The sequence below is a fragment of the Cellvibrio sp. UBA7661 genome (assembly GCA_002483365.1).
Lineage (GTDB): Bacteria > Pseudomonadota > Gammaproteobacteria > Pseudomonadales > Cellvibrionaceae > Cellvibrio.
Genome location: DLHT01000017.1, coordinates 136,979 through 163,019 on the forward strand (window position 1 = coordinate 136,979; position 26,041 = coordinate 163,019).

Annotated in this window: 22 protein-coding genes; 15 read left to right on the plus strand and 7 right to left on the minus strand. The window is 47.4% G+C overall.

Annotated features, from left to right (window positions below; genetic code table 11):
* Positions 1–46 precede the first annotated feature (46 nt).
* The 3 genes from B2739_RS13830 (at position 47) to radA (ending at position 4,836) form a co-directional block, all read left to right on the plus strand.
* Positions 47–2,398 (plus strand): hypothetical protein, encoded by a 2,352-nt coding sequence (locus B2739_RS13830; RefSeq protein WP_331346437.1) that lies wholly within the window; start codon positions 47–49, stop codon positions 2,396–2,398.
* A 147-nt stretch (positions 2,399–2,545) separates the two neighbouring features.
* Positions 2,546–3,466 carry a hypothetical protein gene (locus B2739_RS13835; RefSeq protein WP_331346438.1) on the plus strand — a complete coding sequence of 307 codons (921 nt, stop codon included), beginning with the start codon at positions 2,546–2,548 and terminating at the stop codon, positions 3,464–3,466.
* Entirely contained in the window at positions 3,466–4,836 is a 1,371-nt protein-coding gene (gene radA, locus B2739_RS13840; RefSeq protein ID WP_331346439.1) for a DNA repair protein RadA, read from the plus strand. The genes B2739_RS13835 and radA overlap by 1 nt, the downstream gene beginning before the upstream one ends.
* A gap of 41 nt (positions 4,837–4,877) precedes the next feature.
* Here radA and B2739_RS13845 read toward each other — a convergent pair whose 3' ends face one another.
* From B2739_RS13845 to B2739_RS13855, 3 genes are all read right to left on the minus strand, one after another.
* Complete coding sequence (locus tag B2739_RS13845; protein ID WP_331346440.1) at positions 4,878–5,570, minus strand: transporter substrate-binding domain-containing protein; 693 nt, start codon at positions 5,568–5,570, stop codon at positions 4,878–4,880.
* A 225-nt stretch (positions 5,571–5,795) separates the two neighbouring features.
* Complete coding sequence (locus B2739_RS13850) at positions 5,796–6,176, minus strand: PilZ domain-containing protein (RefSeq protein WP_331346441.1); 381 nt, start codon at positions 6,174–6,176, stop codon at positions 5,796–5,798.
* Positions 6,177–6,238: 62 nt separating this feature from the next.
* Entirely contained in the window at positions 6,239–6,622 is a 384-nt protein-coding gene (locus B2739_RS13855; protein ID WP_331346442.1) for a PilZ domain-containing protein, read from the minus strand.
* Positions 6,623–6,789: 167 nt separating this feature from the next.
* On the opposite strand from B2739_RS13855, the gene B2739_RS13860 reads away from it, so the two are divergent.
* The 7 genes from B2739_RS13860 (at position 6,790) to B2739_RS13890 (ending at position 13,451) form a co-directional block, all read left to right on the plus strand.
* Complete coding sequence (locus B2739_RS13860) at positions 6,790–7,701, plus strand: ROK family protein (RefSeq protein ID WP_331346443.1); 912 nt, start codon at positions 6,790–6,792, stop codon at positions 7,699–7,701.
* Positions 7,702–7,801: 100 nt separating this feature from the next.
* Positions 7,802–8,572 carry an ABC transporter substrate-binding protein gene (locus B2739_RS13865; RefSeq protein WP_331346444.1) on the plus strand — a complete coding sequence of 257 codons (771 nt, stop codon included), beginning with the start codon at positions 7,802–7,804 and terminating at the stop codon, positions 8,570–8,572.
* Between the two features lie 111 nt (positions 8,573–8,683).
* On the plus strand, positions 8,684–9,685 hold the full coding sequence (locus B2739_RS13870; RefSeq protein ID WP_331346445.1) for an iron ABC transporter permease: 1,002 nt from the start codon (positions 8,684–8,686) through the stop codon (positions 9,683–9,685).
* Between the two features lie 2 nt (positions 9,686–9,687).
* Positions 9,688–10,482: an ABC transporter ATP-binding protein gene (locus tag B2739_RS13875; protein WP_331346446.1), complete on the plus strand. Its 795-nt coding sequence runs from the start codon at positions 9,688–9,690 to the stop codon at positions 10,480–10,482.
* A 5-nt stretch (positions 10,483–10,487) separates the two neighbouring features.
* Positions 10,488–10,994 carry a DUF4442 domain-containing protein gene (locus tag B2739_RS13880; RefSeq protein WP_331346447.1) on the plus strand — a complete coding sequence of 169 codons (507 nt, stop codon included), beginning with the start codon at positions 10,488–10,490 and terminating at the stop codon, positions 10,992–10,994.
* 19 nt (positions 10,995–11,013) lie between these two features.
* Positions 11,014–12,051: a Gfo/Idh/MocA family oxidoreductase gene (locus B2739_RS13885; protein WP_331346448.1), complete on the plus strand. Its 1,038-nt coding sequence runs from the start codon at positions 11,014–11,016 to the stop codon at positions 12,049–12,051.
* Between the two features lie 119 nt (positions 12,052–12,170).
* Positions 12,171–13,451, plus strand: coding sequence for an MFS transporter (locus tag B2739_RS13890; RefSeq protein WP_331346449.1), 1,281 nt, complete (start codon positions 12,171–12,173; stop codon positions 13,449–13,451).
* Here the strand turns inward: B2739_RS13890 and B2739_RS13895 are convergent.
* Positions 13,423–14,145 carry a DUF1461 domain-containing protein gene (locus B2739_RS13895; protein ID WP_331346450.1) on the minus strand — a complete coding sequence of 241 codons (723 nt, stop codon included), beginning with the start codon at positions 14,143–14,145 and terminating at the stop codon, positions 13,423–13,425. The genes B2739_RS13890 and B2739_RS13895 overlap by 29 nt on opposite strands.
* A gap of 280 nt (positions 14,146–14,425) precedes the next feature.
* Between B2739_RS13895 and B2739_RS13900 the strand changes: the two genes are divergently transcribed.
* Positions 14,426–15,001 carry a hypothetical protein gene (locus B2739_RS13900; RefSeq protein ID WP_331346451.1) on the plus strand — a complete coding sequence of 192 codons (576 nt, stop codon included), beginning with the start codon at positions 14,426–14,428 and terminating at the stop codon, positions 14,999–15,001.
* Between the two features lie 290 nt (positions 15,002–15,291).
* Positions 15,292–15,927 (plus strand): class I SAM-dependent methyltransferase, encoded by a 636-nt coding sequence (locus tag B2739_RS13905; RefSeq protein ID WP_331346452.1) that lies wholly within the window; start codon positions 15,292–15,294, stop codon positions 15,925–15,927.
* A gap of 159 nt (positions 15,928–16,086) precedes the next feature.
* Here B2739_RS13905 and B2739_RS13910 read toward each other — a convergent pair whose 3' ends face one another.
* Positions 16,087–17,811, minus strand: a complete 1,725-nt coding sequence (locus tag B2739_RS13910; RefSeq protein WP_331346453.1) for an FAD-binding oxidoreductase — start codon at positions 17,809–17,811, stop codon at positions 16,087–16,089.
* A 377-nt stretch (positions 17,812–18,188) separates the two neighbouring features.
* Here B2739_RS13910 and B2739_RS13915 point away from each other — a divergent pair, with 377 nt between their 5' ends.
* The gene (locus tag B2739_RS13915; RefSeq protein WP_331346454.1) at positions 18,189–19,769 is read left to right on the plus strand and encodes a hypothetical protein; all 1,581 of its coding nucleotides are present in this window, start codon (positions 18,189–18,191) and stop codon (positions 19,767–19,769) included.
* Between the two features lie 82 nt (positions 19,770–19,851).
* On the opposite strand, the gene dapE is transcribed toward B2739_RS13915, so the two are convergent.
* Together dapE and B2739_RS13925 are read right to left on the minus strand one after the other, a co-directional pair.
* Positions 19,852–21,003, minus strand: a complete 1,152-nt coding sequence (dapE, locus tag B2739_RS13920; protein WP_331346455.1) for a succinyl-diaminopimelate desuccinylase — start codon at positions 21,001–21,003, stop codon at positions 19,852–19,854.
* Between the two features lie 240 nt (positions 21,004–21,243).
* Positions 21,244–21,714, minus strand: coding sequence for an Hsp20 family protein (locus B2739_RS13925; protein ID WP_331346456.1), 471 nt, complete (start codon positions 21,712–21,714; stop codon positions 21,244–21,246).
* A gap of 491 nt (positions 21,715–22,205) precedes the next feature.
* Here B2739_RS13925 and B2739_RS13930 point away from each other — a divergent pair, with 491 nt between their 5' ends.
* Positions 22,206–23,174, plus strand: coding sequence for an ABC transporter ATP-binding protein (locus B2739_RS13930; protein ID WP_331346457.1), 969 nt, complete (start codon positions 22,206–22,208; stop codon positions 23,172–23,174).
* A complete protein-coding gene (locus B2739_RS13935) occupies positions 23,164–26,016 on the plus strand; it encodes a Gldg family protein (protein WP_331346458.1) in 2,853 nt (950 codons plus the stop codon). Before B2739_RS13930 ends, B2739_RS13935 begins: the two co-directional genes overlap by 11 nt.
* Positions 26,017–26,041 lie beyond the last annotated feature (25 nt).

Genomic DNA, 26,041 nt, shown 5'->3' on the forward strand with positions numbered 1-26,041 from the left:
GCTACACTTTCTTCATAATTCCATAACATCTGCTCAGGAAGTCGCCATGAAAAACAAGATGAATAAGCTTCTGTTATCTGCTTTTATGGGTTCTCTGCTAACACTGCATGGTTGTGGCGGTGGTAGCGGGACGGAAAAGGCACCCGAGCCGCAGGCGGCCAGTGTCTTTAAGCCCGGGACTCATCCGCGATTTGACCCTGTAACCTCAGATATTCCATTCAATACAGACCTGATTTTTGCCAAAGCCGCTGATTCGGACGGTACAGCAGATCTGGGGGCTCCAAGCGACCCTGTGCGCGCCACCATGAATCAGCTAGATGGATTTTCTACATCGGCATTTTTTGACATTTTGCTAAGTGCAAGCGTCAATCCTGATTCGGTGATGGCATCCAAAACTGTTTTTCTGGTGGAATTGAACACTGACGGTAAAGATGCGCTGAACCCAGCCAATATTGCAGGTATTACTGGTTTGGCGAGTTTTGATGCCGTGGTTGCATCACAGGATGGCGGCACGAATAACGTTATCCGTATTCGCCCGACCAAACCGCTCAAGCCCAAAACCAAATATCTGGTGATTCTCACCAATGATCTTAAAGATTCCGGCGGCGCTGCGTTAACCCGCTCCTGGACTTATAACGCCTTGCGCGATCCAAGTTACGACACCCTGAGTGCCTTGGTTCCCGTGCGCAATGCGATTATCGGCTGGGAGACCCTGGCGAGTGGTTTTCTTTCGGCTGTTAGCGGCGGCCAATTGTCCGCATCAGCGGCCAAAGAAAAATTGGTACTGACCTACACCTTTACAACAACCGATCCGACGACCGGCTTGGTGGCGATGGCTTCACCGCGTGCAGTGATTGCAGGTATGCAAATTGCTGCTGGTGCTGCGCCCAGTACAGCCGTTGCTAACGCCATGCAGTTGGATTCGCTCAACCTGCTGCCGACACCCAAGGCGCGTGATTTGGGTATTTCTGGCCTGACGGGAATTGATTTCAATAATTTCAGCAGCGCACTTGCTGCGAATGTGGGGAAACTCTACACCGGCTACATCAAATTGCCTTATTACCAGACAGCGGCAACAGGTTTGGGGTTTGGCGAGTATCTCAAGCGCAGTTGGAAACCTGACCTTACCTTGGCAGGCGCTTTAGGCGTAACGGTTCCAAGGGATGTAGATGGCAGCTACAACGTAACCTATCGCTATCCATTTGCGGCCAAAACGGGTGATGAGTCTGTGCCCCTGCAAATCACCCTGCCGCAGGATAATTGGGTACCGGGTTATGCCGGGGCTGCCAATTGCGGCCAGATTTATGCGGTGACGGGGTATCCAACGGTCATTTATGTACATGGCATCACCAGTGATCGTGCATCGGTTTTGGCGCTAGGGCACACCTTGGCCAGCCGCTGTATTGCAACTGTGGCGATTGATTTGCCCGTTCACGGCATTCCAGCTAACAGCGCCCTTGTGAATGTATTAAACGTGGAGAAGAGTAAATCCATTCCTTTTGCTGCGCTCTATGGTGCTAATGCTCCCCATGAGCGTCACTTCAATGTGGCGGGTTCTGGTGGAGCTCCTGCGCCGATGAACTTTGAAACACCGGGTGCTACCGATGGTTCAGGTGCGCAATTCATTAATCTTGGCTATCTGACCAATACGCGCGATAACAACCGTCAGGCGGTGATGGATTTGTTGAACCTGAATGCCAGCCTTGGTGGCATCAATACCGAAATCCGCAAATCGGTGAGCACAGGGTTGGATGTGAACCGTGTGTATGTGGTGGGTGTATCTCTGGGCGGTATTTTGGGTAGTGTGTTCACCACGGTTAATCAGATGGCGATTGCTAACGATGCAAAAGTCGGCCTGCCATCCAACCTTAATCCTGTGCGCGGTATTGTGACCAGTGCAGCGGGTACCCAGGTTGCGCAAATTTTAGTGAACTCAGCAACCTTTGCGCCGGTTATCAATGGTGGTTTGGGGGCCAGTGGCGTTAATGTGGGCACTAGCAACTATGAGCGCTTCCTTTATGCAGCCCAAAGTGCGATGGATGCGGGTGATCCTGTGAACTACATGCAAACGCTGGCAGCGCTGGGTGTTCCTGCCTTGGTGCAGCAAATCAATAATGATGCGGTGATCCCTAACGGTGCCGCGGTGGCACCCTTGACGGGCACATCGGCAATGGCATCGCTATTGGGCGCTACCCAGCTTGGGTTGGGCACAACGCAACTAGGTCGTGGATATGTCAAACATACTGCAGGTGGGCATGTATCATTGTTACGCCCTGAAGGTGGAGCACCTCAAGTGACGGCAGAATTGCAGACACAGGTTGTGACCTTTGTTCTTAACAATGGCAATGTATCCGTTGGTGGTGGTGCACCGGGCAATATTGAATTGCCAGCTAACTGATAATTTTCTGGCAAAAATAAACCCCGGCTGGCCGGGGTTTATTTTTTTATACTGCCCGATTTGCATTTTAATGGCGCAATAACTGCTAATAAATTAAGGTAAACTGCCGCCCGTTTTGCAGCTTTGCTGCGTTGATGAGTTTGTAATATGACCCCACGCAATTATTTATATCTACTCAAAAAATACGATGAATACCAAGCGCAAATCGAGCGTTTGTTGGAATCCATTGTGACCTCGTTATCGCCCAATAAATTGGAAACAGGCCACGACCAATTGAATGAAGTTGTGAAACGTTTGCACAAGTCGTATCCGTTTGTGGAACTGTTGTATTGCCTTGATGAAAATGGAATACAAACGACTGAGTCGGCTGCATCGCCCACAGTGCCAGACCCCAAGCGGCGTGAACCTGGTTTTGGTTCTGACCGCAGCAACCGCATTTATTATTCACGCGCGCGTGACAATGTGGCTGCTGCGACGGTTACCCAACCTTATCTTTCCAGTGCTACGCATCAGTTAGCGATATCTGCAGTGCAGCGGTTTATTGATCCCAATAACGCCACGCGTTATCTGGTGATCAATTTTAATTTGGAAAAACTGATCACCTTTTTGAACGGCGATAGTTTGCGCAGGGTTGTGCATCCGTTGTTCCAGGTTGTTTATGGTTTGATTGGCATTATGTTGGTGGCGGTATCCATGCTGTTGTTATTTTCAGCAGGCCAGTCGTTGTATGAAATGATCCACGAACATACCAATACCGCAACACAAGCATTCCAGTCGGTCATTTTGGTGACTTTGGGCTTGGCGATTTTTGATCTGGGCAAAACGATTCTGGAAGAAGAAGTGCTGCTCCACAAAGATATTCATCACACAGGTTCAACACGCCGCACTATTGCACGGTTTATGTCGGCGATTGTGATTGCAGTATCCATTGAGTCGCTATTATTGATGTTTAAATCTTTATTGGGCGATGCAACCCATTTGAACTCAGCAGTGTTTATGTTGTTCGCCGCGGTTGCACTTCTGATTGGTCTGGGCGCTTATTTGAAATTGACGAGTGAAAAACGTTAATGAGCACAAAAAATAAAAGTGCGTTTGTTTGCAACGAATGTGGTGCTGATTTTAAAAAATGGCAGGGCCAGTGCACCGAGTGTGGTGCATGGAACAGTTTGAGCGAAGTGCGTTTAGGCCCAACGCCGTCTAACCGCGCAGCCAAATTTGAAGGTTATGCTGGTGGTGCAAGCGGCAATAAAATCCAGACGCTCGCCGAAATTTCATTGAATGATGTTCCGCGTTTTAGCAGTGGAACGGGTGAGTTTGATCGTGTGCTCGGCGGTGGATTTGTTCCCGGCTCGGTAGTGTTGATTGGCGGTAATCCGGGCGCGGGTAAATCCACCTTGTTACTGCAAACCCTGTGTAATCTGGCGCGCACCATGCGCGCGCTTTATATCACCGGTGAAGAATCGCTGCAGCAAGTGGCGATGCGTGCACAGCGTCTGGGGTTGCCCACAGACCAACTGCAAATGCTGAGTGAAACCAGTGTTGAAGCGATTTGCGCAACAGCGCAGCAGGTTGTCCCCAAAGTCATGGTGATTGATTCCATTCAAGTGATGCACATGGAAGACATTACCTCTGCGCCCGGTTCTGTTTCGCAAGTGCGCGAAAGCGCTGCGTATCTCACCCGTTTTGCCAAACAAACCGGCACCGTTTTGATTCTGGTTGGTCATGTCACCAAAGATGGTTCGCTTGCCGGCCCCAAAGTGTTGGAGCACATGATCGATTGTTCGATTTTGCTGGAAGGCGATAACGATTCACGCTACCGCACTCTACGTGGCCACAAAAACCGTTTTGGTGCAGTGAATGAATTGGGCGTGTTTGCCATGACCGAGCAGGGTATGCGCGAAGTCAGCAACCCGTCTGCCATTTTTTTGCAGCGCGCAGAGGATGCATCGTCCGGATCGGTTGTGATGGTGATGTGGGAGGGAACTCGCCCGCTACTGATAGAAATCCAGGCATTGGTTGATGACAGTCATCTTGGTAATCCACGCCGTGTTGCGGTGGGAATGGATCAAAACCGTTTGGCAATGCTGCTTGCAGTATTGCATCGTCATGGCGGCATTATGGTGGGCGATCAGGATGTATTTGTGAATGTCGTCGGTGGTGTAAAGGTGATGGAAACCAGCGCGGATTTGGCGGTATTACTGGCAATCGTATCCAGCTTCCGCGACCGTGTGTTACCGCAGGATTTAATTGTATTTGGCGAAGTGGGCTTGTCGGGCGAAATACGTCCGGTACCCAGTGGGCATGAGCGTTTACGTGAGGCGGCCAAGCATGGTTTCAAGCGCGCGATTGTGCCTTTTGCCAATGCCCCGCGGGATAAAAATGTGGGTATTGATGTTGTTGCGGTTAAAAATCTGCAAGAGGCGTTAAATGCGCTCTAATCATATGAGGCACTTTTAATAGCAAATAGTGGATTGCGGTTTTAATTATTTGGTATTTGCAACTCAATCACATTGCGGTCGAGTGCCTGCATCATTTCCCATGCTTGGCTGAAGTTGGGAATATCAAAAAAGAGCGCATCAAGGCTGCCATCCTGTTGCGCTATTTCCAATCCTTGTTTGATCCGCTCGGCAAGTTCAGCATTATTCTTGTTAAGAAAGAAATAAATCGGCTGCGGATAATGAATCGCCAAATTTTTTTCTATCGCCAACCCCAATTTTTCGTATCGCTCCATGTCATCCTGCACTTCCTGAAGGCTGCGCGCCATGTAATCAAACCGTTTGAGTTTTAACATGCGGAACATGGGTTCATAGGAGTAGGATTTTACAAGTGGCAAACCGTTAAAACGATAAATCTCTGTATCGCTCCAATGGGTGCCCGTGCCGATTTTAAGTTGCTGCAAATCGGATAGCGTTTTGATGTTATCAAAGCGGGCCTGTTCGTCAGCCCGGATCACTAGCAGGCGATATTCGTTGATGCCGCGTAGCAAATTAAATTGAACGGTAGCAAATTCTGCTTCACGCTCCGGTGAGCTGCTGCTCCAGACAACATCCAATGTACCGTTTTGGACGAGCAGCCGTGCGCGTTCGCGCGCGACGCTTTTTTCGTGATGTGTTATCTGGATATGCTCATCCGCAAGAGCCGTTTTATGCAGGGCCAGTTGCAGGGCTTGCACATAAAAACGTCCGGTGACTTCAGGTTCAAACGAGTTTTTTTGGGGTAAAACGAGATGCAGATTCTCCGCCCACGAGCAAACAGAGATACTCGTGAAATAAAGAAAAAAACAGAGTGCTGCGTAGCGCATGACTTCAGGCCATATCCAAATCGTCAGGTTACATTCACGTTATTGGCTCAATATAAAACACATGTCAGACATAAATGAATGGCCAACTGCTATTGGCTAGTGGCCATTTTCGATCAGGCTTAACAATTCATAAAGCAGTGTTTTATCGATGGGAGTATCTGGTTGGAACTCAAAACCTAACAAATGTTCGCGCACATGAATCAAACGGCCATGCAGGTTGAGTAATTTTTTAGGGGAAGTGACTAAATTCAGCTCATCAAGTTGTATGTGTACTCGCAGCGGATCCCCTTTTTGCAGCAAATGTTCACCTAAAATAGCCAAGCGTGCGCCCGATTCAGAAAGATCGAGCACATGCGCTTCCCATTTTTTGGTGGAGTAGTGTAAATCGGCATAAGCCCGCAAAGGAAAGCGCGGATGCCTGCGTTTATCTTCTTCGTTGTATCCGTTATTGGTCTGGTCAGAATCAAGGTCATTCATTGTTTTTATTGGCTCTGCAATGGGATCTAGGTTTTGTCTGCGATGGTTTTTTTGGCCACTGATCAATAGGCAATAATCAGTTCAGACAGCTCCCTTTCTGCTTCCGTTGCATCTCCCAAATTTAATTCAATCAAACGGCGTAAATGGCTTACGCTGTCGATATCAATTGAGGTACACATAAGTCCGGTCTGGTTGTGATGCTGGTGAGCAACTACCACAGACATGGCAATAGAGGTGTTATCCGATAACAGGATTTTTACCAGAATCGGATCGGCCTTGATCACAGCGCCAGGTAGCGTTTGTTGTATCAGCAAACCCTTCAGGGAAATATCCAGCAGTGTCGCCCGCCAATGAAATTCACCTTGTGCCAGTTCAACATGGGCATCAAACAGGATGCGGCTAAATTTGCGGCGTTCGTTGACGGTTCTTTTTTCGGTCTCGCTCATAATGTGTTCTTTGTGTTGTCTCTGAAGCAGTAATCGTAATCTGGTATGCAGAGAGTGTAGCCGCTGACAGCCATTTCGCCATTATCGGATAAAGCCTCTGTCGCTATTTGCCTCGCCCGACAGGCGCCACCTATAATCCCATCCAACGTGATAACAGGCTGATTCTTATGGCAGATTTTCGTATTGGTATTGATTTGGGCGGGACTAAAACCGAGGTGATACTACTTAATGGCTCCAGTCAGGAGCTGTTCCGTACGCGCATTCCCACGGTGCGCGATGACTATGATGCAACCCTGCGCGATATCGCCCATTTGGTCGCCCAGGCTGAGGCCGCCGCAGGCGAGACTATGTTGCCGGTCGGGATTGGTATTCCAGGTACGATCTCACGCAAAACTGGCTGGGTGAAAAATGCCAATTCCACTTGGCTCAACGGTAAGCCTTTCCAGAAAGACCTTTCGGCATTTTTAATGCGCGATGTCAAAGTCACCAACGATGCGAATTGCCTTGCGGTATCAGAAGCGACCGACGGCGCAGGGCGCGGATACGATCTGGTGTTTGCCGGCATCCTCGGCACCGGTTGTGGTGCAGGAATTGCCTATCAAGGCAAGCCGGTAATTGGCCCAAACGGTGTTGCAGGCGAGTGGGGGCATAACCCATTGCCCTGGACATCCGAAGCTGAACTCAATGCGCGCCCCTGTTATTGCGGTAAGGCCGGGTGTCAGGAGACGTTTTTATCCGGCACTGGTTTGTGCCTTTCGTATCAATTGGCAACCGATGAAAAACTCAAGGGTCACGAGATCGTAGAGCGCGCAGAGCAGGGCGATGTCGTCGCCCGGGAAGTGCTGACCAATTATTACGATCAGGTCGCACGCGGCCTTGCGGCGATCATCAACGCAATTGATCCGGATGTGATTGTGTTGGGTGGCGGTGCATCGAACATTCAAGCGCTGTACATCGAAGTGCCCAAGTTGCTACCGCACTATGTCTTTGGCCGGGAATGCGATACGCCGATTGTGCAAGCGGTTCACGGCGACTCTAGCGGTGTACGCGGTGCCGCCTGGTTGAATCCACTTGTGTAATCTGTTTTGCCAATCGTGGAATAAAAAAGCCATCGCAAAGGCGTTGGCTTTTTTATTTTTATGGGGCGCATCTTCTTTGTTTTTATTGGGTGCACTCCGCGTGCAGGCCGAACCCGTGCCCCAGCGCATTGCTTCATTGAATATTTGCATCGACCAGTTGTTGTGGGAGCTGGTTGATCGTCAACGTTTGGTATCGATCAGTTACCTCACCGCCAATCCCATGTGGTCGCCTATTGCGGCGCAGGTAAAAGGTGTCACGCTCAATCATGGCTTGGCGGAAGAAATTGTGCCGCTCAAACCCGATGTTATTTTTGCCGGTGAGTTTGATGCGCCCACTGCGATTGAACTATTACAGAAATTGAATTTGCGAGTGGAGCGATTGTCTTTGCCGCGCACGCTTGGCGATATCAATACGCAGATTTTGCAATTAGCCAACATGATAGGCGAGCGCGAAAAAGCGGAGCGGATGGTGAATAACATCAACACCCGAATTGCAGCGCTACAAGCAGCCAATCAACACAAAAAACCGCTTACTGCTTTTTGGTATTCCGCCAATGGTGTTGTCATTGGCGATGGCACTCTGGAGCATGAATTTATGCAATTGGCCGGGTTGCGCAACCTGGCTGCCGAGCGCGGCATGTTTAGTTTTAATCAATTGGATTTGGAATTATTGCTCAGTGCCAAACCGCAACTATTAATTGTGGAGCAGGGCAGTGATGATGCATTTTCACTTGCGCGTGAATATCTATCGCACCCGGCATTGCAGCACGCCGATTTTAAAGTGATTGTCTTACCTGCGGGTTTATCCGGGTGTGCGGCAACCGTGATCAGCGATGTTGCGATGCGATTGAAGGATTCATTAGCCAAATAATGGATTAACCGAATAATGCATTGACGAAAAAATGCATAGATATTACTAAAAGCATCATCGTTACATTATTTTCTTAACAAACAAACTCAATCAATAAAAAGGTAAATACCTTTGCAAATCCGAATCTCTTTTGCCGCCTTAATTGGCTTGCTAGTGCTTGCCATTGCGGTTGCATCAACCGTTGCACTTAATACGGGGCTTGCCGATATTGAGGTCATGAATGGCTTGCAGGATTTTTTTAACGGCGAGCAAAGCCTTGCTGCCAACGTGGTAGGGCAAATACGTTTGCCGCGTTTGATTCTTGCCCTTGTTATTGGTGCAACACTCGGTATGAGTGGTGCTGCTATGCAAGGTTTGTTGCGCAATCCGTTGGCTGACCCGGGCGTATTGGGTGTAAGTAGCGGCGCAGCTTTTGGGGCAATTTGCACTTTGTATTTTGGTATCGCTGCATCGGCCTGGTACTGGTTGCCCAGTGCCGCCATTCTGGGTGCGTTGTTCACCTTGTTTATGGTGTACGTGCTCGCCGGTTTGCACAGCAGTATGTTGGCTTTGATTTTGGCTGGCACTGCCATGAGTGCCATTATGGTTTCATTAATTGCCGTTGCATTAAATTTTGCTCCGAGTTTGTATGCGATGCAGGAAATTGTATTTTGGATGTTAGGCTCACTCGCCAACCGCCATTTTGATCACGTCAGTATTGCGCTGCCACTTGCTGTTATTAGTTGGCTAATGATGCTCAGCCGCAGCCGCTTTCTGGATGCATTGAGTTTGGGTGAAGACAGTGCACGCTCATTAGGCTTTAACAATCAACGCGAGCGCTGGATTTTATTAGTCGGTATTTCCATTGGCGTGGGTGCTTGTGTTGCGGTGAGTGGCGCGATTGGATTTATCGGTCTGGTGATTCCGCATTTGTTGCGCCCATTTGTGGGTTATCGCCCCGGGCGTTTGATGTTTGCCAGCGCACTTGGCGGTGCGTTGTTATTAGTGCTCGCGGATATTCTGGTGCGCCAGTTTGACAGTGCGCGCGAATTAAAACTTGGCGTTGTGACATCACTGGTGGGTGCGCCGTTCTTTTTATTATTGATTTTAAAAACCCGTTCGCGGTGGGCCTGATAATGACCACAACACTCAATGCCCAAGGTGTATCGGTTATCCGCGATAACACAGCCATTATCGATCAGGTAAACATGCAATTATCGCCCGGCGAATTTGTCGGGCTGATTGGTCCTAACGGTGCCGGTAAAAGTTCGTTGTTACGTGTGCTGGCGGGATTAGGCGATGCTGATGCCGGACGTATCAGTATGAGCAACAACACATACACGGATGTCGCCATACAACAATTACCCAACCGCGTGCGCGCGCAACTACTTGCGTATTTGCCGCAACAGGAAACGCCTGCATGGCCACTTCAAGTGGAGCATCTTGTCGGACTCGGGCGTGCGCCATGGCATAAACCCATGAGTGGAAAATCGCCGCGCGATGCACAGGCAATTGAGCGCGCTTTGCAAATCACCGACTTAACCCCGCTGCGCCACCGCATTGTGACTACACTCTCTGGTGGTGAATTACAGCGTGCATTACTTGCGCGTGTATTTGCCGGTGAACCGGAAATGATTTTGGCCGATGAACCTATTGCCGCGCTCGATCCTTACCATCAGTTGCATATGATGGAGTTGTTGGCAGAGCACGCGCAGCAAGGCGGATCGGTGTTGGCGGCGCTGCACGATTTAAGTTTGGCTGCACGGTTTTGTTCGCGCCTGGTGTTAATCCATCATGGAAAAATTATTGCCGATGGTCAGCCGATACAAGTGCTGACAAATGAAAATTTACAGCAAGTCTATGGCATCAGTGTGTATGTCGATTGCCGCGATGATGGTGTCGTCATCATTCCACGAAGCAGAGTGGTGTAAAGAATATGAAAGCCGGTGTATTTAAATTTCTGGCCAACATGTGGCCGCCATTATTATTTGCGGGTATTAAAGCAACGTATCTTGCGGCTGATTACAAAGAGGCGAGAGTGACCTTAAAGTTGCGCTGGTATAACCGCAATTATGTTGGGGTGCAGTACGGTGGCAGTTTGATGTCCATGACTGATCCTTGGTACATGCTGATGATTATGCACAGCCTCGGGCGCGATTATTTTGTATGGGATAAACACGCAGAAATAGATTATCTCTCACCCGGAAAGACCAATGTCCATGCGCATTTTTTATTGACCGATGAAATCCTTAATGACATACGAACAAAAACAGCCAACGGTGAAAAATACGTGCCGGAGTTTGTCGTGGAAATAAAAGATGATCACAATAATATCGTTGCGCGGGTGAAACGCCGTGTCTATATCAAATTAAAACCGCGTGCACGCAATAAAGATGATCTGGATCAAGCAGAGCCGGATCTGAACGACATCAATAGCAATTAGTGAGAGAAGAACTATTATCATGTTAAATGTTGCACTCTGTTCTTATGGTATGTCTGGCAAGGTTTTTCACGCTCCGCTGATTACCGCCGAACCTCGTTTAAAACTGCACACAATTCTGCAACGCAATGAGCCCACTGCGCTGGCCGATTACCCAAATGCAAAGATCGTTAAATCCTTTGATGAATTAATTGCTGATCCCGATATCCATTTGGTGGTGGTCAACACGCCTAACGAGCATCACTACCCAATGACAAAAGCGGCATTGCTTGCGGGCAAACATGTCGTAGTAGAAAAACCCTTCACACTGAGTTTGGCGGAAGGTAATGAGCTAATTGCATTGGCTCAACAACAACATCGTATTCTGTCGGTGTTCCAAAACAAACGTTTGGAAAGCGACCATCTGGATGCAAAAACTATTATCGAGTCAGGTAGCTTGGGGCGTATCGTGGAAGTGGAGTGGCATTACGATCGCTACCGCACCAACATCACCCATAAAAAATGGAAGGAAGATAATTTACCTGGCTCTGGTACCTGGTTTGATTTGGGGATCCACATGGTAGATTCCATGCTGTGCTTGTTCGGTAAACCCAATGCTGTTTATGCCGATATGCGAAGTCTTCGCCGTGCAGAAGGCTCGACGGATTATTTCAACACAATTTTTTACTACGATGACCTGCGTGTTATTTTACGTTCAAGCACCTACGTTAGTGAAAAAAGTGCAACGGTTTCTATCCACGGCGATAAAGGCTCCTACCTGAAATTCGGGCAAGATGTACAAGAAAGCCAAATGATGCGCGGCATCATTCCCGGCATGGAAGGCTGGGCGCAACCGGGCGATGATAATTACGGCATCCTGCATGTCCACAATAACGGCGAAGCGCAGCGCACAATAATTCCCGGTCAGCGCGGCTATTACGAACACTATTATCACAATATTGTGGATGCAATTAGCGGAACCGCGCCCTTGGCATTTTTGCCGCAGCAATCCTTGTTAGGTGTGGAAGTGTTGTTGGCTGCAGAAGAAAGCGCTAAGCAACAAACACTCATTCGATTGTAAGCTGCATCAGAAATACAACACTGATAAAACTGCAAGACTAGGTACTCAATTAAAAACAGCAACTTCGGTTGCTGTTTTTAATTGAGTCTAAAATGATGCACTAATTAAAAAGATACCCGATGCAACAAAACCTCTCCCTCAATGCCAACCGATTTGTCATTTTCTCGGTATTTTTTACTGCGCGTGCTTATTATCCGGTACTTGCAGTTCTATTTATCGATTTGGGGTTAACGCTCGATCAGTTTGTGTTGCTCAATTTAATTTGGGCGCTGACAATTTTTTTGTTTGAAGTGCCTTCCGGTGCATTGGCCGATACGATTGGGCGGCGAACGTTGTTGATTGCGGCATCGGTACTCATGATTGTGGAGATGCTGTGTTTATTGATGGCACCGCGCGATGGTGGGACATTATTGTTTGTGCTCTGCGTGATTAACCGGATCTGCTCCGGGTTATCGGAGGCCTGCGCAAGTGGTGCCGATGAAGCGCTGGCTTACGATTCGCTGCCGCCTGAGAATCGCGCAAGTGCCTGGGATAAATTGTTAACCAGTGCAATGCGTTGGCGTTCGCTGGGTTTTGTGGTGGCGATGATTATTGGTGGCCTGCTGTACGATCCGGATAGCGTTAATTTCCTTTTACCTGAAAGCTTGCATGTGTCAGAAAATATCGCGCAGCGTTTGCCGGTGTTGTTAGTGTTGCTGCAAGCTGTGGCTTGTTTATTGATTACCTTACGGATGGTGGAGCCAGTGCACAGCGCGAGTGGTTCGACATTAACGCAAGCGTTTCGGCTTACGTTGGATACCGTGCGCTGGGTGATAACACATCCCGTTGCATTGGTGGTGATATTGGTGGGCGTTGCGCTGGATCCCATCGTGCGAAATTTTGCCACTATTACCAGTAGTTATTATCGCTTGATTGAATTGCCCGAGTGGACGTTTGGTTTGCTCGGTGCGGCCGTGGGTGTGTTGGGTTGGTTTGTACCGACCATGGCGAATTATTTAAATACGCGTTTTAGTCTGATGACAAACTTAGTGATTATCAGTGCAGCAACATTATTGGGTTTGGTTTTGTTAGTGCCCGTGTGGCCGATTTATGGATTAATCCCCTCGTTGTTTTTGATGATGTTGATGGGCTATTTGGGTTTTACCCTGAGCCGAACCTTGCACAACGCAGCAGATTCATCACGCCGTGCGACGGTATTGTCGGTGAAAGGTTTGGTATTTAATTTAGGTTATGGCTTATTTAGTTTGGGCTTTTCTGTATTGCTTGCCAGCTTTCCCGATACGCCAGAAGGCGCATCGTTGCGCAATGCACTCTTGTGGCAGTTGCCGTTTTTTGCGGTATTGATCTGTGCGTTGTTGGCCTGGGCATTTTTTACCTTGCGCGCTTCAACAAAACCTTAATGCCATAAAGCGCTGCGCACCAAAGCGCAACCATCAGCACCAATAACAACAGTGCAATAAACGCAAAAATATCCGGTGCTTTCATTAGCGTAGTCATCAGTGAATCTTGATAATAAAAAAACCACTGGTGACCATCGGGAAATACCTGCACATGCAACCAATAAAAAACCGCAGTGGGGCCAATAGCGATCACAGCAAGTGCGATTGCACTAATGCCCGCTAAAAATCCCAGCAAGATTTTTTTAAGCGAAGGCAGTGAGTAGGCTTGCCAGCGCGCCAGTGCGATCAACACCAACCATACACATAAGCTGGTAATTCCCACCGCATAAAAGACATCAATCAGGTTGGCGACATCTTGCAGGTGAATAATTTCGGCTTCGTGCATCAAGCTTGTGGTACGGTCATCTTTCAAGGCGTAGCTGATATTTTGCAAGCCGCGCCCACTGTCTTGCACCGCATCGCTAATTTCACCAAACAAACGCCAATGCTCTTGCGGTGAGGTCAGTTCAAAATCGTCCTTGTGGCGATTGAGCGGGGCAAACTCGGCGATGTGTTTATCCAGCTTTAACAACTGGTAGCCAAGCGGGTAGGCAAAATGAAACTGGGCGAGTAAATGCCAGCTCACCAGCGCCAAACCGATAAGTTGTGCGGTAAAAAAAACAGGCCAGAACACCAGGGAAAATACGCGTTTCATAATGAGTAACAATACAAATACCAGGGAAAATAGGCCTGCAAATTACCATGCTTATGGTGCATGTGCATCTCTTGGCCTGCCGTAGGGGAGCATCCTACGGCAATATTCTGACGCTTTTATGGCGTCAAAAAGTCGAAAATTCTGACATTTTTCATGCATAAAGTGACATTGTTCGGGCGGCTCATTAGCTAACCAATTGTATTGCGTGATGATTTTGACGACGGTATTAGCTTTGCATCACTAACTGAGACATGTGTCACATTCAATGTGGAGAACCGTTATGTCTGCTCTATGGAAAATCAGTTTTGTTAGTTTTTTGATGTCGGTGTGTGCTTCTGCTGCCAACGCAGGGCTCATAACCTGTGAACCAAGTGATCAGCGCATTGCTACCTTGGGCGATGCGATTGAGTGCAGGACGCAGAATGATATTAATCTGAATGATGCAGATGATCTGAATGCACTTTTCGGAACGAATTACGCTTGGATAAAAGAAGGTGAGTTAACTGCAGAAGGCAGTAATGACTTGTTTTCAGTAGATACAGATTCCTGGGGAACGGACGTTACCGGTACCTGGACTATTGATAGCTCGTTTTGGAATGTCTATAGCCGAGCCGTTATTACCATGCATGTCGGTCATGGTGGTGGTAACCCCGATGCATTTGCTTGGGTGATCACGCCCGACCAAACCTCCGGTTCTTTTACGTATGAACGTGTTAGTGGCAAGGGTGGTGGTTTATCGAATATGTTTTTGTTTGGATCAGGATCACCAAACATCAAGCTACCTGAGTCTAATATCGGAATGTTGTTAATGATTGGTTTGCTGTCGATTTTCTTTGCTCGTCGTCGCGTTTCATGATGTTTCTTTGTCGGCAGGGATGCAAAAAATAAAAAAGCCGCAAAGCAATTTGCGGCTTTTTTATTATCAAAATTACGTCCAGTTTCTGCTACATTCAATAGTCACTTATGCATTTTATCGGTGCAATAATTGTGGCGTTGTGTTTCTATCTGTTTCTTGTGTTTCCATCTGCTTCTTGTGTATGTGATGCCATGTCACATTAGTGTCTTATTTCTGTCATAGAATCAATCGATAACTGTGTTTCAACTTCACGTGATTTTAATATCAACTGGAACGAGCGAGGATTTACTGTGCCTGAGTTATTTGTCCCTCCTGCAAAAAATACGTTTCCTGCTTATGGTATCTGGTTGTACAAAGAAAAAAGTCCCGCCATCAAACGGGTAAAGAAAGACACTGCGCCCAGCGCACACGGCGACCGTCATTGGGATTCCAGTTATCTCTTGATGGATTATTTCACTCACCATCCGCTCAAGAAAAAAAGTCGTGTGCTCGATGTAGGTTGCGGCTGGGGGCCTACGTCAATTTACCTTGCGACCCAAGGGCACAAGGTGACAGGGTTGGATATTGATGATCAGGTATTTGGTTTTCTGCAATTACAGGCTGATCTAAATAATGTGGAAGTCAAAACCCGCCAGGGCGCGATGGAGTCCATGAAAAAAACCGACTTAAGCAAATTTGATGTGATTGTAGGTGGCGATATTTGTTTTTGGCCTGAGCTGACGAGTGAATGGTTTTCACTATTAAAGCGCGCCGCGAATGCCGGTGTAAAAAAGCTGGTGCTGGCTGACCCTGGCCGCCAACCTTTTTTGGATTTAGTCGATAAATGTGAACGCTGGGAGAGCGAAATGCTGACCTGGTATTGCCTGGAGCCCAAACGTTTTACCGGAAGTTTATTAATAGTGAATTTGGATAGGCTCGCTGATTAATCCATAGTGAATTATTGGTAATGAATTAACGAATAAATGGGGCATCGTCCCTGATGCAATAGCAATTATTCTGTTCATAATGGATTCCTTCCGGTTCGTTATTCTGCGGTCGAACGATTGCGAGCGAGCCGTTTTCAAATTACCCGCTGTTAATACCGGTTAAGCTTCGCTGGTTTCGATTTGGATCAAACGGGTACCCAACATTTTTGTGTAATCCAGATTCGTTTCCTGACTGGCGAGTGTCGCCGCCTCTGGAATGGTTTCGGGCATTGCTTCTGGAATAAAAGGTGCGACGGGTTTTACATGCTCGTAACGGCCAGATGCAATCACCGCATTTTCATCCAACGCATTTTTCAATAATTGTTGCACTTGCGCGCTGGGCGAGTCGGCGGGGCAAGCAATCATATCCATGTAATCAATTCCCAAACGGTAGGGAGGCCAGCCGTTTTCCAAACCGGTTTTTACCAACGCGCGATAACACTGTTTTGCACGCGCGACATCTTCTGGTTTTTTGCGGTCAAACAATAACGGAATAGTGCCTGACAAGGTGCGTGACGAACGTGATGTCACCGCTAGCAAAGGATCAAATCCATTGTCAGTCAAACATTTGCTCATCACTGTGCGATAGCGTTCTACTTCATCCGCAGTAAAAGGAACAAGTGGTGCGTACCATAAAATACCAGCACCGTCTTTTGCCGGATGCGAATGAACATCCAATGTTTTTGCAGTAGGGTCCAGTGCGTAAGCGATTTTTAAAAATGCAACTATGGGATAACCCTCAACCGTACCCAACGTATTGACCAATGCACCAAAATGACGGCGCAGTGCAGCAAAACCCCATTTAGGTAGATAAGCCTGCACTTTTTGCAGTTGTTTGATTTGTGCTGGAGAAAAACTCCACACGCGGCAATTTTTTAAGCGGCGGCGGATATCTTTTACCGATCCGGCAACGGCGGCACGCGAACCATAAAGTGTTCCGAGACCCGTCCATGCAGAAATTTTTCGCGCTTTGGCGAGTTGTTGCAAATAGTGGGCGCGCGCCTCACCTTTGAGTGGCGATGCCAAAGGGGTATCGACTTGTGTCGAAAGAATTCGGCAATCATTCATCATAATAATGCCGCCGATGCCGGGAATATCTTCTGTCAATTTATTCAATTCTGTTTGGCTGGCAATAAAAGCCTCTTGTGATTTCCATTCAAATACCAGAATACGTGTAGCTTCCGGTGTGCGCGCCAATTGAACGCGCGCGCGCGTCACTATGCCAAAATTTCCCTGACGCAATAATCCCGCCCAGGAATAACCGGTGCCTGCATTCCAGCGCTTGGCCATTTCGGGGCAATTTAAATCCTGATAGGTGTGACGGAATTCAGTGCCGTTGCCCCAGTAACCTTCCAGCTCACTGATTGCATCAAAGTGATCGGTAATTGGTGTTAAACCGTAACCACCGTCCAGCGCATTGCCCAGAATATTGCCGTTAGGGCCAACACCGGTAGTTGGCACTAATAAGTCGGCTCCGCTTTTTTTAATCGCTGCATGCAAATCGGCTTGGGTGACACCAGGTTCAATTAACGCGGTAGAAGATTGCACATCGATATACACGCGGCGCAGCTGCGACAAGTCAACAATAAAGCTGCGTGCGTCTACCGGAAGCGAAGTGCCGTAACCAAAATTGCGCCCACCACTAATAGGCCAGAGTGGAATTTTAAATTCGTTCGCGAGTGCCAATATTTCCGGAATGGCATCAACTTCTTTGACGATAATCGCACCGGCTGGCAGGCGCTCGCTTGCGCCGGTATCGGCACCATACTGAAAAGCCGCTTCTTCGCGGCTCAAGACTTTAGCGCCGGGGATACGCAATACTTCGCTAAAAAAAGAGGTAGTCATGTTCATCTTCCTTCATGTGCTGAATGACAAAAGTTGCTTGATGGGCAAAGTGGGGCTTTGTACTGCGCTGTCGTAAATGTTCAAAAAATCGACGTTTTTGCGCAGCCAAGCAGGTTTCAGCAAGAACTATGACAACTTTAAAATAGTGTTTATTTTCAAATTGTTAGGCTTGAAAAGGACATGTTTGCATCATTTTCGACGTGATTTTGGCGCCAATCTTTTTATTTACCACCCTTTTTGCAGTTCACAAAAATCTACAGACAGGCATTGGACTCAGGTTTAATCTGGCCGGGCTCCGCCGGGATACGGGTGGTAAACTGGCGTTAAGTGGTAATAACCTTGGATGGCTCAGTAAGCGTTGTACAACGGGTGATGAAATGAAAATATCGATTCAATCTTTCGCGATAGTGATCTTGGCAAGTGTGATGGCCGCCTGCGGCGGAGGCAGTGGTAACAAAAGCAACACGAACAGCAGCAGTGCGGTATCCAGTGTTTCATCTGGCAGTGCGATCAGTGAGCTACCCGCAAGCTCGGCACAGAGCCAAAGCAACTCATCATTACCGGCAAGCTCCTCGCTTGCGGCCAGCAACCAAAGCGCATCATCCGTTTCATTATCCAGTGCGGTATCGTCCCGTGCAGATGAGCTATTTGTTAATGCTTTATCGAACAAAGGCGGGAACATAGTTCCCAGCGGATTTATTGATGTGGAGGCAAATGCGACAACTGCGCTGACGGCAACACCGGAAGCGGGGTACCGTGTCGCGGGAGCTTATGGGTGTGATCATCGCATTGAAGGCAATCAGATCATTGTCGGGCCTATTACAGAAGCTTGCGTATTCAATGTCAGTTTTGTCCGTGTTGGCTCATTGGCAGACCAACTGCAATTACAGGATCGCGGCTTAATCCGTTGCATCACAGAAATGGAAGATAAAAGCAATTCGGTGATCACAGCGCAAAGCATTACCGAATTGGTGTGTGGCAATCTGTTTGATCCTGTCTCTTCTTATGAAGAGCTGACGCTATTTCCTAACCTGCAAAAACTATCGCTCACGTCTACCCGCTTAACCGGTTCATGGAGCTTTGCTTTTTTCCAGCAATTGACCGAGCTGAATCTTGCAGATAATTATCTGGATGCGGTTGATGTCAGCCAAAACACCAAGCTCACCACATTAAATGTGGGCGAGAACCGGCTCTCGCAATTAAATGTATCGCCTCTGGTGAATTTGGTGAGGCTCGATGTGCATGATAATCAGCTGACGCAAATCGATTTAACCACCAATATCCGTTTGCAATCAGTGAATGTGGAGAACAATAACATCACCGGCTTGGTGATCAGCCCGCTGCTGCAATTACATACCCTGGATGTATCGCGCAATCCAATTATCGCATTGGATTGGGTTGTTAATACTGAGCTGACATCGCTGAATATTGGTTGGACATCACTGGCTGCCGTTGATGTTTCCATGCTGCCCAAATTGACGTTTCTGAATCTTGCGGGGCTTGGGTTAATCAGTATTGATGTATCGAAAAATACTGCACTGGTGCAACTGGAAATAATGGAAAATAAATTAACCGCTGTTGATATCAGCATGTTGCCGGAATTGCGCAAGTTATCGGTATATAAAAACCAGTTGAGCAATCTGTCGCTGGCTGCGAATACCAAACTGGTAGATGTAAATGTGCTGGATAATCGCATCACCGCGTTGGATACCAGCAAGCTACCGGATCTGGAAGTGCTCTGGGGAACCTATAATCAAATAGGCAGTATCGATTTATCCAAAAACACGAAAATTAAATGGGTGTTGTTGACTGATAACCAATTGACCAGTGTAAGTGGCGTTGAAAAATTAAATAAAGAAGCTGAACTGGATTTTAGTAGAAACCCGCTTGATGCCGCGACACGAAGCTACCTATTCGACCTGTATGATAAACAAGGGTATGAATATTTGTCGTTTTGATATTTTTTATTCAAACAAAAAGCCCTGCATATGCAGGGCTTTTTGTTTGTGCGTATGATTTTTATATGCCAGTACAATCGTTTTACGCTAACAAATTTTCTAACGTGCGTTCATAAATCGCTGTCAGTTTGTTTAAATCATCGGCGCTGATACATTCATTAACTTTGTGGATGGTCGCATTGATAGGGCCAAGCTCAACAACTTGCGCACCGGTAGGGGCAATAAAGCGTCCGTCGGAGGTGCCGCCTGAGGTCGATAATTCAGTATCAATTCCGGTTTCGGATTTAATCGCATCCACAACCGCATTAACCAAATCTCCGCGTGGGGTTAAAAACGGCTGGCCGCTTAAAATCCATTGCAGATCGTAGGTGAGATTGTGTTTATTCAAAATCGCTTCGGTGCGTTCACGCAGGATCTGCTCAGTTAGTTCAGTGGAAAAACGGAAATTAAAAACCACTTCTACTTCGCCGGGAATCACATTGGTTGCGCCAGTGCCGCCATTGATGTTTGATACCTGAAAACTGGTTGCCGGAAAAAATTCATTGCCGTTATCCCAATGTTCTGCGGCAAGCTCTGCCAAAGCAGGAGCCAGCTTGTGGATAGGGTTATCGGCCAGATGGGGATACGCTACATGCCCCTGAATGCCTTTTACTTTCAAAATCGCACCAAGCGAACCACGGCGGCCATTTTTAATGACATCGCCCACCACCTTGGTGCTGGATGGTTCACCCACAATACACCAGGCCATTTTGGTGTTATTCGCTTCCAGCCATTCCACCACTTTTACCGTGCCATTAACGGAAGGGCCTTCTTCATCACTGGTGATCAAAAACGCGATACAGCCTTTGTGGTTCGGATGCTTGGCAATAAAATTTTCGCAGGCGACAACCATGCTCGCGAGTGAGCCTTTCATATCGGCCGCGCCGCGCCCGTGCAACATGCCATCAATAATACGGGGTTCAAACGGCGGGTTATTCCAGTTAGCCTCCGGGCCAGTAGGCACTACGTCGGTGTGACCTGCAAACGCGAGGATCGGCCCTTCAGCGCCCTCAGTACCGGAACGAATTGCCCAGAAGTTATCTACTTCGCCAAAACGTAAACGCGAGGTTTTAAAACCGATTGCCTCAAGGCGTTTGATCATCATTTCCTGACAGCCGTCATCTTCCGGCGTGACGGAGCGGCAGCGAATCAAATCAGTGGCAAGTTGCAGGGTAGGGGTTAACGCAGAAGTCATGGTGTCATCCAACTATCAAAAAGAGTCGCGATGAATTTTACGTGATTTTTCCCCTCGCCAGAGGTCGGACTGCAATAAAAATTATTATCCTCCAGCAAAGCATCGGTAACCGCCTATGAAAATAGTTCAGGGGCAGGCATGTGGGCGGTGTGATTGATTTGGCGCGTGCTTTTTCGCCAGTGAGGAAGGTTTGTTTTACTGTAAAACAGCGGGAGCAACAGATTGCCCCCGCTTTATAACTTAAGCGGCTTTGCTGGTATCTGCATTGTGTTGGATCAAATTCCCACTGCTATTAATGGCAATGGTTTTGGGTTTCATTGCCTCGGGAATCTCTTTCACCAGGCTGATGGTCAGCAAACCATTATTAAGCTGGGCACCGGTCACCTCGACATGATCGGCCAAGCTGAACTTGCGCTCGAAGCTGCGAGTGGCTATGCCCTGATAGAGATACTTGTGCTCTTCTTTGTTGACCTCGGCTTTTTTGCCGCGCACGGTCAAAACACCGCGCTCGGTTTGGATATCCAGCTCATGTTGCTCAAAGCCTGCAACCGCCAAAGTAATGCCATAGCGGTTCTCGCCCGTAAGCTCAATGTTGTAAGGAGGATACCCGGCCGCACTTTGGTCAGCGCGCAGGGCAGTATCTAACAAGGCACCCAGGCGGTCGAAACCGATGGTGCTGCGATAGAGAGGGGAAAGATCAATTGCATTCATAAAATATCCTCCGTAGAAGCGATAAGAAATAAAGACAATTAATAGGTGATGGCTCACAGATGACACCAATCACGCAAATAGAGTCGGGCTATTCCCCGGAAAATTCAAGGGTGTTATTGATAATAAAAATTTATTTCAAAAATCAATCTTTATAAAAATTTTTTATATTTTTTTGCTCAGGCTTATCTTGAACTTTCAGATGCAAACCTTATCTAACACGCGTCTTCGTATTTACGATTGTTTTCTGGGAATATTCCCGTTACTGAGGAAAAAAACAATGTATAACGCGATCACTCAGCGACTCTACATTTTTCTTATTACTTGCCTTGTTATTTGCCTCGTAAATTGGTGGCCACCGCCAAACTGATTCTTTTTTTATCAATACACTTCCGTTTCTTCATTTGCCATGGGCAACGTGAGGCGTGTTGTTGTGCCCATTTATATTGCATCCATTTTATTTATCTTTTTCGTCCATCTATGCGGAGGCTTTTATGCTGACAGTGTCAAAACTCAAGCGGGCCTACGGCGATTTTATAGCAGCAGATGCTGTGGATTTTTCTATCGCCAAAGGTGAAATAGTAGGCTTGCTTGGTCATAACGGTGCAGGTAAAACGACGGTCATGAAAATGCTCAGTGGTTATCTGGAGCCAAGCGACGGCCATATTTATTTCGAGGGAAAGCGACTTTCCGATCATGTAAAAAGCCTGCAAAAGAAAATAGGCTATTTGCCGGAAAGTTTGCCGGTGTACCCGGAGATGTCGGTCGCGGAATATCTGGATTACGCAGCCGAGTTGAAAGGCTTGCGCGATATTGAAAAACAACAGGAAATCAAACGCGTTATTAATGCGACAGATATTGCTGCAAAACTGCTTGCACCTATCGCCACATTATCGCGTGGTTACAAACAGCGCGTTGGCGTTGCCCAAGCACTGTTGGGCAAACCTGTGCTGCTGATTCTTGATGAACCAACAAACGGTCTTGATCCGCAGCAAACCCTGCAAATGCGCGAACTCATCCGCAGCATCGCCAAAGAGGCGACGGTTATTCTATCAACCCACATCATGCAAGAGGTGGATGCGCTGTGCGATCGCGTATTGATGATGCGCGCGGGCAAATTGGTGTTGGATGAAAAGTTAGCGGACTTGAGAGTCAGTCGCTCTCTGTTGTTGGCATCCAGCATGAAAGCAGATGAACTGAAAAAGACACTGGGCACTGTTACCGGTATAAAAACAATTGAGGTGTTAACCCGCAGTGATGATGAAACGCGCGCGCGCATCACCATCGGCGATGCTGCCTCTATAAAAGATATTTGTGCGGCCATTGCGCGCACGTTAATAAACGCTGGCGCGGCCTTGTATCAGTTGCACAGTGAAACGCGCGACCTTGAAAGCTTATTCCGCGATGTGAATCTTCATCTCCCACAAGAGCAAAAAAAGGAGGTAATTAACCATGCAGCCTAAACAAACAGTGTTGCGAATCGCCAATAAAGAAATTTCGTTATTTTTTTCATCGCCAATTGCCTATTTATTTTTGGCGGTGTTTGCAGGCGTAACGCTTTTTACATTCTTTTGGGGCGAGGCATTTTTTGCGCGCAATATTGCCGATGTCCGCCCCTTGTTTGAGTGGATGCCACTGTTGCTGATTTTTCTTGCCAGTACGCTCACCATGCGGATGTGGAGTGAAGAACGCCGCAGCGGCACTTTGGAATATGTGCTCACGCAACCTGTTCCTCTGTGGCATTTTGTGGTGGGAAAATTTTTAGGTTGCGTTGCACTTTTAGTGATTGCGCTGGTGATTACCCTCCCTTTGCCCATCACCGTGGCCATTATTGGTGATTTGGATTGGGGTTCTGTGGTTGCAGGGTATCTTGCCACTTTATTGTTGGGCGCAGCTTATTTGAGTATGGGGCTTTTTGTTTCATCGCGTAGCGACAACCAAATTGTCAGTTTGATTTGTGCTGTTGCGCTCTGTGGAGTTTTTTATTTATTGGGTAGCAAAATCATTACCGATTTTTTCGGTACTACCGCCAGCGAGTGGTTGCGTTTAATGGGGACTGGCTCCCGCTTTGAGTCAATCACCCGCGGTGTAATTGATCTTCGTGATCTTTATTACTACATCAGTCTCATTCTGGTTTTTCTTGTGCTGAATACCTTCTCTTTGGAACGCGAGCGTTGGGCTGCAACTGGAAATAAACAATATCACCAAGGGTGGCGCACATTGACCGGCTTGTTGTTGATTAATGCCTTGGGAGCCAATTTTTGGTTAGGGCAAATTAATCAATTGCGTGTCGATGCTACCCAGGGCAATCAATATTCAATTTCTTCAGCAACGCAACATTATTTAAAACAGTTGCAAGAGCCATTGTTGATCCGCGGTTATTTCAGCAATAAAACTCATCCACTGCTTGCGCCTTTAGTGCCGCAAATCCGCGATTTGATCAAAGAATATGAAATTGAAAGTCAGGGCAAGGTGCGTGTGGAGTTTATTGACCCGGTGATGAATCCAGAACTGGAGCAGGAAGCCAACCAGAAATATGCGATCCAACCTGTACCTTTCCAGGTATCAGACCGCTATCAGGCATCGGTGGTGAATTCTTATTTCAATGTGTTGGTACAGTATGGCAATGAATATCAAGTGCTGGGTTTCCGCGATCTGATTGAAGTGAAAGCCAGTAATGAATCAGATTTGGATGTGAAGTTGCGCAATCCGGAGCATGACCTGACACGTGCGATTAAAAAAGTACTGCACAGCTATCAGTCCGGCGGCAATTTATTTGACACAGTGAAAGGCGATCTGGTGTTTAACGTTTATGTCTCTGCCGATGATGCACTGCCGCAACAATTACAGGCATTTAAGCGTGCGGTAGAAAACGAAGCAAAAATACAGCAAGAGAAATCGGCAAACCGTTTGAAAGTCAATGTGATCGATCCCGCTGCCGATGGCGGTAAAGTCGCTGAGCAAATCGCTCAGGATTATGGCTTTAAACCAATGGCAACCAATTTATTCAGCAATGAGCGGTTCTATTTTTATATGACGCTCGCGCAGGGCGATCAGGTGGTACAGATCCCGCTGGATGATATGAGTGCATCGAGCTTTGAACGAAACTTTTCATCTGCAGTTAAACGTTTTGCAAGCGGATTTACCAAAACTGTTGCAATGGTAACCTCTGGCGCACAATTTAATCAGCTGGAAGAATTTTTGGGTGCTGAGCTGAATGTGGTGCGTGAAGATCTCACCGATGGTTCAGTTAATGGTGAAGCCGATGTGCTGTTCCTTGCCGCGCCTAATCATTTGAATGAAAAACAATTGTTTGCAGTTGATCAATTCTTGATGCAAGGGGGAACTGTTATTGCTGCAACCTCGCCTTATGCTGCATCGCTTAGCCAGCGCAGTTTGGCTTTGCAAAAACAAGAAAGCGGGATGAAAGCATGGCTGGCACATCACGGTATTGAGATTGAAGAAAAATTGGTGATGGATAAACAGAACGTACCATTCCCTGTACCGGTAACACGTAATCTGGGCGGTTTTAGTATGCAGGAAATGCGTATGCTGGATTACCCCTATTTTATCGACGTGCGTGGTGCAGGCTTGCAATCTGAAAATGCCATCACCAACAGTTTGCCTCAAGTCACTATGGCGTGGGCATCACCTGTTGTATTGAATGCAGAAAAACAAAAAGACCGGAAGGTTACCGAGTTGCTGCGCAGTTCTGATAAATCCTGGTTGAGTGGCGACATGAATATAGTGCCGCAGATTACCAATGATGGTGTAACTCCTTACATTGCAACAGGCGAACAAAAACCCCATTTGTTGGGTGTCATTACCCAAGGGCGTTTTGATTCTTTTTTTGCTGGTAAGGAATCACCCCTGCTCAAGCAAGAGAGCACTGCTGAAAATGCTGATGGGAATTCCACAGAAAAAAATGACGCATCTACCAATACGGTCGGTAGCGTGATCCAACATTCTTCCGATTCTGCACGCATCATTTTATTCAGCTCAAATGATTTTCTCAGTGACCCGGTGATTTCAATGGCGAGCATGGCAAATGGCGGCCAATATTTAAATGGTTTGCAATTATTTGCGAACACATTGGACTGGGCATTGGAGGATGAGGGGTTAATGAGTATTCGCGCGCGCAGCAATTTCAACCGTACTTTGCCCGCGATGGAACACGGCACCCAAACTTTCTGGGAGTATTTAAATTACGGTCTGGCATTGCTTGCACTCTTGGTTGTTGGCTTTGTACAACACCGCATCAAACGCGCTCGTGAGCAGCAATACCAACAATGGTTGGCGAGCTAGCCATCGTAAATACGTCTTTCCAAGA